This window comes from Croceitalea dokdonensis DOKDO 023, from assembly GCF_001306415.1.
Classification (GTDB): domain Bacteria; phylum Bacteroidota; class Bacteroidia; order Flavobacteriales; family Flavobacteriaceae; genus Croceitalea; species Croceitalea dokdonensis.
In genome coordinates, this window is record NZ_LDJX01000002.1 from 388,192 (window position 1) to 401,940 (window position 13,749).

The window sequence follows — 13,749 nt, forward strand, 5'->3', positions numbered from 1 at the left end:
TACAACATTTATTTGAACTACTGCTGGCATTGGAAATAACTTCCGTGCCAAAACGTTCGTACTATATCCAATCAACATATCATGGCCAAGCAACTCCTTATTTTTTGTGCCGTTTTTTGCTATTTCACCAGTAATGCACAAGATTTTGTGTCCAGATGGAACACGGGCAATACCAGCGGCTCATCCTCTGGGCCCAACCAAATAACCATTCCTACCAATCCTGCGTTTACAACGTACAACTATACCGTAGATTGGGGAGATGGATTCCAAGACACAGGGGTAACCGGCGATATTACCCATACCTACGCCGTACCCGGGATATACACCATAGCCATTAGGGGAGATTTTCCCGCCATATTCTTTAACGACTCTGGTGACAACCTAAAGATTTTGGAAATTGTGGATTGGGGCTCCTTACAGTGGCAAAGCATGGAAAATGCATTTTTTGGTTGCCTGAACCTAAATTTTGATGCCATTGCACCTCCTGATCTAACCCAGGTGACCAGCCTCAAAAACATGTTCAGGGGTTGCCAAATTTTTACAGGTATTGTAAACAATTGGGATGTAAGCACCATAACGGACATGTCCGGCACCTTTATGGACTGCGAAAACTTTAACCGCCCCCTAGATAATTGGAACACCGCAAATGTGACCGATATGTCCGAAACTTTTAGTGGATGCGTCAACTTTAACGAACCATTGGACAATTGGAACACGGCCTCGGTAACCACCATGCAAGACATGTTTTACGTCTGTGTCAATTTCAACCAAAATATCAACAATTGGGATGTAAGCCAAGTAACCGATATGTCTGGCATGTTCACGGCCTGTAGAAACTTTAATCAACCTTTGAATCTTTGGAACGTTTCCAATGTGGTGGACATGAACCTCATGTTTTTTAGGACCAACGATTTTGAACAGGACCTAAGTACCTGGCAAGTGGGCAATGTCACGAATATGAACAGAATGTTCGATGAATGTGCCTTCAATTCACCAATTGGCAATTGGGACGTTTCCAGTGTTACGGATATGGGAGGAATGTTTAGTGACACCCCAAACTTTAACCAACCACTGAATAACTGGGATGTTTCCAATGTGTTGAGCATGAGGGAAATGTTTGAGGGTGCCCAAGCTTTTGACCAACCACTGAACAATTGGGACGTGGCTAACGTTACCACTATGGCCGGCATGTTTTCCGGTGGGTTTTCCACCAATTCGGTATTTAACCAAGCCTTGAACGTTTGGGACGTTGGTTCCGTGACCGACATGGAAGGTATGTTTGAGAACAACCTTGTTTTTAACCAGCCCCTAGATGGTTGGAACACGGCAAATGTCACCAATATGAGCGCTATGTTCTTCAATGCCGATGCGTTTAACCAACCACTGGAAACTTGGAACGTGGAAAACGTTAGGGAGTTCAATCAAATGTTTCAAAACAATGATGCGTTTAACCAGCCTTTAAACACCTGGAACACGGGCAGTGCAACAACTTTGTCCGCCATGTTTGCCGGCGCGACCACCTTTAACCAGCCGTTGGATAGTTGGAACACCACTTTGGTGACCAATATGTCATCTGTCTTTTTAAACGCCACTGCTTTTGACCAGGATATTTCCTCTTGGAACATGGAGAATGTCTCCATATTGACCAATATGCTCTCCAACTCCGGGTTATCGCAGACCAATTACGATACACTTTTGGTGGCATGGGCCGGACAAGACGTGCGAGATAATTTGAGCCTAGGCGCCGCAAACCTGACCTACTGCGATGGTTTATCTGCAAGACAAAGTTTAATGGAGGACCATAACTGGAATTTTATAGGTGATAGCGTGAACTGCAGTTTTGTGCTTTGCACTGAAATTACCATGCCCGCCGCAGGGGACACACAAGTACCCGCCAACAGTGATATTAGATGGGCACCTACCCCAAATGCCACTGGATACCGCGTAACCATCACTAGGGACGACGGTTCCGGACCCGTGGTTGCCTACGATCAAACGCTTCCCGCGACATCGGTTGGGGTAGACTTTACCAATGAATTTAATGCTGGTGATGAGGTATCGGTTCTGGTCATTCCTTTTAATGATGAAGGAGATGCCGTGGGCTGTACCCCTATTACGTTCACCGTGGTCGACAGTTGGGCCAACAGTCCAGATGCCTTTAAAATCACCATAGACACCAGAAACCTAGATAATAATTCAACCAATGCCAACCAATATCGAATCGATGTAAACGATGGCTTCCCAGATTACCTCACCTATGACTTTTCCATAGACTGGGGTGATGGCCAATACAATAATAATGTTACCAACGGTATTACCCACACCTATCTTAACCCTGGAATATACACCATAGCCATTATCGGTGATTTTCCTTCCTTTTATCATACCTCTTCCAACCGGGATAATTTAAAGCTTATCTCTATGGACCAATGGGGCACTCAGGTTTGGCAGAGCATGAAAAACACGTTTTACTTCTGTGAAAACATGGTGTATAATGCCAGTGATGTGCCTAACTTATCCCAAGTTACGAGCATGCAAAGCATGTTTAGAAGAACGTATCTCTTTAACGCCAACATCAATAACTGGGATGTGGGCAATGTTACGGATTTGGGAAATATCTTCTACCAGGCATCCATATTCAACAGCCCTTTAGATAATTGGGACGTTGGCAATGTGACCAATATGAGAAGAGTATTTAGTTCTGCCCCTGCGTTTGACCAAGACCTGAGCAGTTGGAACGTGGGGAGCGTAGTGAATATGGATTATATGTTTGAAGGGGCAAGCAGTTTTAACCAACCTTTAAACTCTTGGAACGTGGCTAACGTAACCTCTATGATAGCCATGTTCCAAAGGGCAGTAGTTTTTGACCAACCTTTAAATAATTGGAACGTAAGCAATGTGACCACCATGGAGTCCATGTTTGCCTCTACCGATGCCTTTAACCAAAATATTGACAACTGGACGGTTTCCAATGTCATGGACATGAGTGACATGTTTAATTCTGCAAATGCTTTTGATCAGCCCTTAAACAGTTGGGATGTTTCCTCAGTAACGACAATGAGTAGCATGTTTTCCAATACCAACAACTTTAACCAACCTCTAAATAACTGGGACGTTGGTAATGTGACCACGATGAGCTATATGTTCAGTGGCGCGGGCAGCTTTAATCAAAATATCAATAGTTGGAACGTTACCAACGTTACGGACATGACCTATATGTTCAGCTATGCCACCAGCTTTAACCAGCCTTTAAATTCATGGGATGTCAACTCTGTAGTTTCCATGCGCGGAACATTCCGGGGAGCGCGGGCCTTTAACCAACCTTTAAATAGTTGGGACGTAAGTGCAGTGGCCAATATGTCTGATATGTTTGAGGATGCCGTGGTTTTTAACCAACCTTTGGACAACTGGGACGTTAGTTCAGTGACCCTTATGGAGTCCATGTTTGAGGACGCCGAAACCTTTGATCAAAATATAAACGATTGGAATGTTTCCGTGGTGACCAATTTTCAAGGAATGTTCAAAAACGCCATTGCCTTTAACAGTCCCCTCAACAATTGGAACACCGGTGAAGCCCTTAACACGGCAGAGATGTTCAGAGGTGCCAGTAGGTTCAATCAGAACATTGATGCCTGGAACGTGTCTTTTGTGACCAATATGCAAGAAATGTTCAAGGAAGCTTCCAATTTTAACCAATCCTTAAACCCATGGAATGTGGCCTCGGTCACCAATATGATGGGCATGTTTGAAAGTGCTGCAGCCTTCAACGGTAACATCAACGATTGGAATGTTAGACGGGTCACCAATATGCAGAACATGTTTTACCGGGCCACAAGCTTCAATCAAAGCATCAACGACTGGAGAACCTCCATGGTACAGAACATGGCCAATATGTTCTGGGAGGCATCGGCTTACGACCAACCTATGGACAGGTGGCTCCTGGGTAATGTGAACATGAATTCCATGTTTAGAAATGCCACTGCCTTTAACCAAGCCTTGGGCCACTGGGATATCAGTGGGGTTACCGATATGACCGATATGCTAGACAATACGGCCTTGAGCAGAGACCATTATGACAGTACCTTGATGGCATGGTCAGAACTAACACCAAATTTGGGAATAGACCTTGGTGCAGAAGGTTTGCCCTATTGCGACGCCCTTGAGGAAAGACAATCCATGATAGCCAATTTTGGCTGGACCTTTAGCCAAGACGTTTTAGATTGCCCAATACCGGAATGTACAGCATTGACTTCGCCTTTAGATGATGCAACGGACGTCCCTGTTAATACCAATATTAACTGGCAGCCCACCCAGTTTGCTAGGGAGTACCAACTAACCATTACCATACAACCAGGCAATACGGTCATCAACGAAACAGTAACGGGTACGTCTTATGAATTTATGGACGGGACGCTTTCACTTGGCGACACCGTAGAGGTCTTGATCGTTCCTGTCAACGATGAGGGTAGTGCAAGTGGCTGTAGCGCGGAAACATTTACCATTTCTTCCGATCCGCCAACGGTCCCGGAATGTACCCAGTTAACCATACCCCTTGCCAATGCCACCGATGTTAGCATTGGTACAAACCTTACTTGGGACCCCATTGCCAATGCGGATGGCTATATGGTCAGGGTAGGAACCAGCACTGGCGCCACGGACATTGTGAATGATGAAAACGTGGGCAATCTCACCAATTATGCCTTTGCCAACGATTTACCAGAGAACACAGTGGTTTTTGTCACCATCACACCTTATAATGAGGAGGGTAATGCCACTGGATGCAATGAAGAACAATTTACGACGGAGTTAATTCCTGTGCCCCCGGCATGTACTACATTGAACAACCCCTTATCCGGTGCTACAAACGTACCCATAGATACGGAAATCAGCTGGGATGCAGTGGACGGGGCAACCGGTTATTTGGTGGTGGTTGGCGATACCCAAGGCGGTATTGAGATTGCCAATAATGTGGATGTTGGGAACTTGACCTCCTACACATTTAACGAAAATCTAAGGGAAGATAGAACACATTACGTGACCATCATACCCTATAACGATGTTGGCGATGCCCTAGGTTGTGCTGAACAAAGCTTTAGGACCGGAACCACAACGCTAAGCGACCCACCTGAATGTTCCACATTGAGCGGTCCCCAACCGATGGATACCGATGTAGCTGTAGATCTAGCCCAAATAACTTGGAACAGTGTGGCAAACGCGGACGGTTACCGCATTACCATCAATGGCAGTACCAGTGATGTCAACGATGTTACCGATTTGTTGGTCAATGGCACCTCACATCCCTTTACCAATAATTTTGACAATGGGGAGACCGTAACCGTCAACGTTGTACCGTTTAACACTAATGGGGACGCTATTGGCTGTAGCGCCCAATCCTTTAGCATTGTTGCAGTAACACAAAATCCGCCGGATTGTACCAGTCTCTCCCAGCCAGCGAACGGAGCAACAAACATAGCTGTTAGTACTGATCTTAGCTGGGGAACCATAACGGATAGTGACGGATACTTTATAACGGTAGGGACAACAACAGGCGGAAACGACATCCTGGACAATCTTGATGTGGGCAACAACACCGTTTATGATTTACCTGCGGACCTGCCAGAAAATACCGAAATCTTCGTGACCATTGTGCCCTACAACGGTGCCGGAAACGCAGCGGGTTGTACAGAGCAATCGTTTACCACAGAGTCCGTGGCAACCCTGCCAATATGTACCAATCTGATTGCACCACTGGACGGGACCACCGATGTTTCCGTCTTCACCGATCTCTCATGGAACGCAGTCGCCAATGCCGATGGGTACAGGTTAACGGTGGGAACAACAACCGGCGGAAACGACATCCTGGATAATTTTGATGCGGGCAACAGCACAGTTTATAATTTGCCTACAGACTTACCGGGGAATACTGAGATATTCGTCACCGTGGCGCCCTACAATAACGTTGGGAACGCGACCAGTTGTGCTGAAGAATCGTTTACCACGGCAGTAGGCACTGCCTTACCCAGCTGCACAAGCTTAAACGCCCCGATGAATGCAGCGGTGGATGTCTCGGCTGATGTGGCCGAAATTTCTTGGAATCCCTCCCCCAACGCAGATGGTTACCGTATCAGCGTGAACGGCAACACAAGCGATGCCAATGATGTGACAAATATGGTGGTCACCGGAACTTCGCATCCCTTTACCAACAGCTTTGATAACGGCGAAACGGTAACAATTACAATTATTCCCTTTAATGCCGATGGGGATGCGGTTGGATGTACCTCGGAATCATTCACCATTGAATCCGAAGCTATTGAACTTCCAGACTGTACAAACCTTATCACACCCCTGAACCTTGACATTGATGTTACAGTAGATGTGACTTTGGCTTGGAACGCCGCAGATGGTGCGGAAGGGTATCGTTTGACCGTTGGGACTGCAACTGGGCTTGGAAATATTTTGGACAATGAGGATGTTGGGAATAGCACATCATATAATTTACCGGATGATTTGCCTGAGAATACCGAAATATTCGTATCGGTTACACCCTACAACCAAGCTGGGGATGCAGAATTTTGTGAGGAGGAAAGTTTTATCACCGTCCCGGCAACTGCCAATGTGCCCTCCTGTACCGAAATCACCAGCCCCGCAAACGACAGTTCCAATGTCTCCATCAACAGCACCATCTCTTGGAACGCCATTGGCGATATCGATGGGTATTTTATCAGCATCGGAACCACGGCCGGTGCAACGGATATCGTGGACAATGTAGACGTAGGGCTTAGCACCTCTTTTGAACCTGTGGATAACCTTCCCTATGGCCAAGAAATCTTTGTAAACCTGATTCCTTATAACGAAGAGGGTATGGCCACGGGCTGCGAGGTACACTCATTCCTGACCGAGGAAGAAACCCAGCAGGAAGTGGAATCCCTGTATGGCCTCTCTCCCGATGGTGATGGTATCAACGAGTTCTGGGTCATTGAGGGCATTGAAAACTATCCTGCCAACACCGTTACCATTTTTAACCGATGGGGCGATATGGTCTTCAAAATCGATGGATATGACAACAATGGCAATGTCTTCCGCGGCGAGGCCAACCAAATGACGGGCTTTGGGGCCAGCCAGCTGCCAGAGGGAACCTACTTCTTCCAATTACAGCTCCCGGAAGGGCACAACCTGCAACGAACCAAAGGATACCTTGTTTTAAAAAGATAAGCATGACCAAAGTTAACACCTACATACTGGCCTTGGCCACACTCACCCTTGCCATTCCTTTTATGGGCAGGGCACAACAAACGCCCGTATTCTCCGAATACAACTACAACCCTTTCCTTATCAACGCGGCCTACGCCGGCGTGGAGAACGGGGCAGAGGCCACTTTGAGCAACTCGGGCTTCAACAGCCAATTCGATGGCACGCCCCAAAACCTCTCCTTCACCTTCAACACCCGTTTGAACGAAGGAAAAATGGGCCTTGGCGCAGGTATCATCAATGACCAAATAGGGGTCACCAATGCCACCCAAATCTTTGCCGCCTATGCCTACAAAATATACCTGAACGACAATATGCACCCCTATTGGAAGGTCTATGACCGTTCCTTTATTTCTTTTGGGCTAAGTGCCGGGGCACTGCTGTACAATGAGGACCTCTTGCAACTGGGATTGCAGGGAGACCCCAACTTTGCCGAGAACATCAATGCCACCCTGCCCGCAGCAGGTATGGGCATCCTCTTTGGACATGCCAATTTCTTTGCGGGGGTGTCCATCCCAAACGTGCTGGGCGATACCTTTGCCAACCAGGACAATATTGAACTCTCAAGGCCCATGTACGCATACACGGGCTACCATTTTGCCACCAATAGATATGACCCACAACTTATCCTAAAACCAAGCCTGCTCTTTAAATATGAGAACGGGGCTCCCTTTCAGGTGGATGTCAACCTTTCCGCCAACTTTAAGAACGCCTTTGAGCTGGGCGCAGGGTTCAGGACCGGTAACACCTTTAACTTTGTGGCAGGCTTCTACCTGTTCAAAAACTTTAGGGCGCTCTACAACTATTCACAGATCGCACTGGGAAATGCACCCATTGCTAACACACATGGCATCCTACTCTCCTATCGCGCCGGGGATGGGTTTGGACGTAGGTGATATCTTTAGGTTTTGGAATTGTAAATAATTTACTTTTCTGACAATTGCTAAAATGTCATTTTGACATTTATCCCTTGTAGCCGTACCCAGTTTCATTGCGTATTGTTTACCTATGGCATATGTTAATCGGCAATGATATAGTGCCACCAGTTGTGCATTTTGAATACTTTTTAGATTTAAAACCGTCAGTTCGAGTTTTTTCTAGAAGAAAAAGTATCGAGAACAAGGTTTCAATGCTAAAATTCTGATTCTCGATACTATTTTCCGATACCTCGTATCAAAAAATCACTCGAATGGACGAATTTTCATCAAAATGCACAATAAGTTAATGCCCATTTGAACTATCAATTTTGCCATCATAGGAATAAACACGAGTTTTTTAAACAAAAGAATCGGTTGGTTTACTCCAACAGATGTTGCTTTAGGACAAACTGAAAGCACTAGTTGGTTACAATCAAAACTGACATTTTTACAGGGCCTCCACCAAATCCATTGCTGGTAATTATTAATTTTTTTTAAAACATATACGCTAAGGTTAAAATAACCATTTATGGCATTTTTTTTGTCCGTTTGTGATTGAATATAAAATTATTGTCTAACTAAAATTTTTTACTAATGAGCAATCTAGAAGTAACTAAAAATGGAAGTGTGGCAAGAAATAACCCCAATGCCATTACCTTCCCAACTTGGTCTAATTGGATTGATGAATTTTTTAACAAAGACCTTTCATCAGTATTCACTTCAAATTTTAATACAGGCATGACGTTGCCTAAGGTAAATATTAGGGAAACCAAAGACTCCTATTTTGTGGATATGGCCGTTCCGGGGATGAGGAAAGAAGATTTTCATATTGACCTGGACAACCAAATGTTGTCCATTTCAACAGAAACTAATGAAGAAAACCAAGGCAATGAGGAAAACCATATCCGCCGAGAGTTTGGATACGCCTCGTTTAAGCGGAGCTTTTCTTTGCCGGAAACCATTGAGGAAGATAAGATCAAAGCTCAATATTCGGAGGGGATTCTTAGTATACACCTTCCCAAAAAAGAGGAAGCCAAACAAAAACCGGCACGCACCATTAAGATTTCATAAGTTAATTGGGGCCGTAAAGGCCCCTTTTATTGTTTCATTTTTAAAAATATTCTAGCCATGAAAGATTTTTTAACCGTGTTTTTGGCCAGCTTTTTCCTAATTAGTTGCCAAGGGCAGGAAGACGACAAAAAAAACAAGGAACTTGACCACACACTTACAGAAGAACCAAAGGGAAATTGGAGGGTGCTGCGTGAGTTTGACGATGCTGGAAATTTAATTCGATATGATTCCACTTACTCTTGGTCCTACTCTGAGGGTCCAGCTAATTTTAAGCTCAGGGACGGGGACAGCATCTTTAAATCATTCCGTTCCCAAATCTCCAAGGGGTTTACTGGTATGGCGGACGTCTTTGGCGACGGCTTGTCCGAACAAGATTCCCTATTTATGAAACCGTTCTTTTCCGATGACTTTTTTGAAAACCAATTTGGAAAAGACTTCATGGACTTGGATAACATTAGACAACGTATGGAAGCCATACAGCGACGCTTATTGGAACGCCATCATCTTAAATTGCAGAAAAACGAAGCACCAATGGATAAAATTTGAACAACAGCGATATTTTATAAGCTCCGTCTAGATAGTCCATTCAAATCCCATTTTATGCGCTGAGTGCAACTATGTTATGGTAGGGTTATATGTATCCCTACCTAAGTAGTTGGGGTCACCAAAAGAATTGAGGTCCTAGACAATCACTCCTCTCCTATTTTAACATTCCCCAAATTAATTACTTCCTGTGGCGTAAGATTGCGCCAATGGCCGCGTGGCAGGTCTTTTTTGGTCAGGCCGGCAAAAACAACACGGTCCAGTTTGGTTACGGTATAGCCAAGGTGTTCAAAAATCCGCCGCACAATTCGGTTTCTCCCGGAATGGATTTCAATTCCTACTTCTCGCTTGGGTGCTCCCTGAATATAGGCAACTTCATCAACATTCACCGCCCCATCTTCCAGTTCCAGTCCGCCTTGAATCTGTTTTAAATCTGCCGCAGTCAAATTTTTATCGAGCACTACATGGTAGATTTTTCGAACCCCAAATTTTGGATGCGTCAATTTTTTAGCCATATCCCCATCATTGGTAAATAGCAATAGTCCTGTTGTTGCCCGGTCCAATCTTCCTACGGGATAAAGGCGGTTATTGGATGCGCTGGAAACCAGTTCCATAACCGTACGCCTCCCCTTTTCGTCATTGGTGGTGGTGATAAATCCTTTGGGTTTATTCAGTAGTACATATTCCTTTTTCTCCGGATTCAATCTTCTTCCATCATAACGCACATCATCAGTTCGCTTAACTTTATAACCCATTTCTGAAACCACCTTACCATTTACGGTGACACTACCTGCCGCTATATAGACATCAGCCTCACGGCGGGAACAAACCCCGGCATTGGCAATGTATTTATTTAACCGCACCTCATCTGGGTTGGTATTGGTTTTTGGGGGTGCACTTCGCTTTCGGTTGGGGTTGTGCTTTGGGAATGGTTTCTTCTTAAAACCACCTTGGGTAGCGGCGCTTTTTTTAGGATTGGAATTGGGTTTGCGTTTGCCTTTATCGTCTGATTTCGCCATCAGTCATTATTTTTTGGCGAAGGTAGTGATTGCCAATTACCATCGCACTACGCGATCACAAACTTTTCTGCCCGCGCCAGCACAACTTCCTTGGTTTCCTTCCCAATTTTAATGCGTTTACCCCTATATTTAGGGAGAACTTAAGACCATAACCGTATGAAAAGTTATTCCGTTATCTTCTGTCTCTTTTGCACCCTAGCGCTAGTTGCCCAAAAAAAGGTCTTGGACCACGAAGACTACGACCTCTGGAGCACCGTTGAAGGGGAAAAGCTATCGCCGAATGGGGATTTTGTGCTCTACAGTTTGGAACGGGGGGAAAGAGACCATTTCTTTACCATAAAGAACGCCAATGGTGACCTTATTTTGGAACATGACCGTGGGCAAGATGGGCATTTTACCTATGATTCGCGTTTTGTGCTCTTTACCATCAAGGCGTGGCAGGATTCTATAAAGGGCATGAAAAAGCGTAAGGTCAAAAAAAAGGATTTACCCAAGGACTCCCTAGGCATCATTAACCTATCCAACAAAAAACTGACCAAAATACCCAACATCAAATCATTTAAAATTCCTGAGAAATGGGCCGGATATGTGGCATATCAAATAGAGAATATTAAAAAGGAGGAAGGAAAAGACTCCATAGGCACCAAAGAAAAGAAAAAGAACAAGCCCAAAAAGATAGGTAAAGACAATGGCTACCCTTTGGTTTTAAGGGATTTATCAACTGGCAACCAAGACACCATCAAGTTTGTTACTGATTATATTTTTGCGAAAAAGGGCAAATGGTTGGCCTACACCTCTACGGGTGACAGCACCAAGGCCAACCACGGTGTTTATGTCAAAAACCTAGAACGGGGAAACACCCTAAAAATACATGAAGCTCCAAAGGCAAAATACTTTAAACTTAACTTTAGCGAATCTGGAAGGAAACTCGGCTTTGTGGTGGATACGGATACCACAAAAGCACAACTGCGCCCCCATGAGCTTTATCTTTGGGAAGTTGGCGGGCAAACAGCTCAAAAGCTTGTGGATAACGCTTCCAGTCCCAAAGGGTATGTGGTATCAAAATACGGGGATGTCCATTTTTCCAAAGATGAATCAAAGTTATTTTTTGGTTTGGCCAAACCGCCCATTGAAAAAGACACCTCCCTACTGGATGAAGAAATTGTGAACGTAGAAGTGTGGACCTATGACGAACCCAAATTGTACACGGTTCAGGAACTTCAATTAAAAAATGACAGCATACGCTCCTTTACCACAGCAGTAAGGCTAAAAGACAAAAAACTGCTGCCTTTGGCCAATGCTACCTATATGAATACGGAATTGGGCGATGAGGGGAATGCCAAATGGGCCTTGACCTCCACTAGTTTGCCCTATGAGTTGGAAAGCCAGTGGACCGCCCGGCGTAACTATGACTACAGGCTGGTGAGCACCCAGACCGGGGAATCGCTCTTACAGCTTACCAATGTGCCCAGAATGGGTCTAAGTCCTAAAGCAACATATGGTTACGGCTATAGCCGGGTAGATAGCACTTGGTTTGCCTATGATTTGGACAAGGGGACCTACCGTGACCTTACTAAGGGAAAAACGTTTTTCAATGAGGAAAACGATTACCCCAATTTTCCTTGGGCGTACGGTACGGCCGGATGGACCAAGGATGATCAAGCCATTATTCTGTATGATAGGTATGATTTGTTCAGCTGTAATCCAAAAACGGGCGAGCATACCCGTTTGACCAATGGAAGGGCTACAAAAACAGTATACCGTTATCGTGAACTGGATGATAAGGCGCTTTTTATAGACCCCAATAAAAAATGGCTGTTAACTACTTTTAATGAGACCACAAAGGATGCAGGCTTTGCGGAATTCAATCCTAAAAACAACAGCATTAAAAAGTTGGTAGAAGGACCATACCGCTATGCAAATATTCAACAAGCAAAAAATGATGAGACCATTATCTATACACGAGAGTCATTTGAACAATTCCCAGATTTACGGTTAACCGATCGGAGCTTTAAGAAAGACATTAAGCTTAGTAATGCCAACCCACAACAAGCACAGTATAACTGGGGCACCATTGAATTGGTGGAATGGACCTCTTTGGACGGAAAAACTTTACAGGGACAATTGGTAAAACCAGAAAATTTTGACCCCAATAAAAAGTACCCTTTACTGGTTAATTTCTATGAAAAAAGCTCAGATGGCATCCATAGGCACCGCTATCCAAAACCGGAGCGTTCCACTATCAATTACAGCTTTTTTGCCAGTCGTGGGTATGTGATTTTTAATCCTGATGTGGAGTACCGCGTTGGCTATCCTGGCGAGAGTGCTTATAATTGTGTCATTCCCGGGGTAACCTCCTTGATTGAAAAAGGTTTTATTGACAAGGACAATATTGGGGTACAAGGCCATAGTTGGGGTGGGTACCAAATTGCTTATCTGGTAACCAAAACCGATATTTTTAAAGCTGCGGAATCTGGGGCACCGGTACCCAACATGATCAGTGCCTACGGCGGAATTAGATGGTGGACGGGTCTAAGCAGGCAATTTCAATATGAGCATACCCAAAGTAGAATTGGCGGCACGCCTTGGGAATATCCTGCGCGTTACATAGAAAACTCCCCTATTTTCAATATTGATAAAATCAACACGCCATTATTAATCATGCATAATGATGCTGATGGTCATGTACCATGGTACCAAGGAATCGAATTTTTTGTGAGTTTACGAAGATTGGGCAAACCCTCTTGGTTTTTGAACTATAACGGCGAACCGCATTGGCCCTTAAAATATCAGAACCGAACGGACTTTAGTATTCGTATGGCCCAGTTTTTTGATCATTATTTAAAAGGAGAACCAAAGCCCATGTGGATGGAACGGGGCGTACCACCAATGGAAAAGGGGATACTACAGGGGTATGAATTGATGGGCGTTACTTCGGACAAAAAGTAATT

6 protein-coding genes are annotated in these 13,749 nt (G+C 44.7%); 5 read left to right on the plus strand and 1 reads right to left on the minus strand.

From position 1 onward, the window contains the following. The first annotated feature begins 81 nt into the window (after window positions 1–81). The 4 genes from I595_RS05250 to I595_RS05265 all read left to right on the plus strand — a co-directional run bounded on the left by I595_RS05250 (window position 82) and on the right by I595_RS05265 (window position 9,782). The gene (locus I595_RS05250) at window positions 82–7,212 is read left to right on the plus strand and encodes a BspA family leucine-rich repeat surface protein (RefSeq protein ID WP_054558339.1); all 7,131 of its coding nucleotides are present in this window, start codon (window positions 82–84) and stop codon (window positions 7,210–7,212) included. A gap of 2 nt (window positions 7,213–7,214) precedes the next feature. Beyond that, window positions 7,215–8,144, plus strand: a complete 930-nt coding sequence (locus I595_RS05255) for a PorP/SprF family type IX secretion system membrane protein (RefSeq protein WP_054558340.1) — start codon at window positions 7,215–7,217, stop codon at window positions 8,142–8,144. 615 nt (window positions 8,145–8,759) lie between these two features. Next, window positions 8,760–9,236, plus strand: a complete 477-nt coding sequence (locus I595_RS05260; protein WP_054558341.1) for an Hsp20/alpha crystallin family protein — start codon at window positions 8,760–8,762, stop codon at window positions 9,234–9,236. A 57-nt stretch (window positions 9,237–9,293) separates the two neighbouring features. Next, complete coding sequence (locus tag I595_RS05265) at window positions 9,294–9,782, plus strand: hypothetical protein (RefSeq protein WP_054558342.1); 489 nt, start codon at window positions 9,294–9,296, stop codon at window positions 9,780–9,782. A 143-nt stretch (window positions 9,783–9,925) separates the two neighbouring features. Here I595_RS05265 and I595_RS05270 read toward each other — a convergent pair whose 3' ends face one another. Continuing rightward, entirely contained in the window at window positions 9,926–10,798 is an 873-nt protein-coding gene (locus I595_RS05270; protein ID WP_054558343.1) for a pseudouridine synthase, read from the minus strand. A 156-nt stretch (window positions 10,799–10,954) separates the two neighbouring features. Between I595_RS05270 and I595_RS05275 the strand changes: the two genes are divergently transcribed. Next, window positions 10,955–13,747 (plus strand): alpha/beta hydrolase family protein, encoded by a 2,793-nt coding sequence (locus I595_RS05275; RefSeq protein WP_054558344.1) that lies wholly within the window; start codon window positions 10,955–10,957, stop codon window positions 13,745–13,747. Window positions 13,748–13,749 lie beyond the last annotated feature (2 nt).

Excerpts from the sequence above, each read along its gene's own strand:
- I595_RS05250 (WP_054558339.1), top strand. The coding sequence starts at position 82 with ATGGCCAAGCAACTCCTTATTTTTTGTGCCGTTTTTTGCTATTTCACC.
- I595_RS05255 (WP_054558340.1), top strand. The coding sequence starts at position 7,215 with ATGACCAAAGTTAACACCTACATACTGGCCTTGGCCACACTCACCCTT.
- I595_RS05265 (WP_054558342.1), top strand. The coding sequence starts at position 9,294 with ATGAAAGATTTTTTAACCGTGTTTTTGGCCAGCTTTTTCCTAATTAGT.
- I595_RS05260 (WP_054558341.1), top strand. The coding sequence starts at position 8,760 with ATGAGCAATCTAGAAGTAACTAAAAATGGAAGTGTGGCAAGAAATAAC.
- I595_RS05275 (WP_054558344.1), top strand. The coding sequence starts at position 10,955 with ATGAAAAGTTATTCCGTTATCTTCTGTCTCTTTTGCACCCTAGCGCTA.
- I595_RS05270 (WP_054558343.1), bottom strand. The coding sequence starts at position 10,798 with ATGGCGAAATCAGACGATAAAGGCAAACGCAAACCCAATTCCAATCCT.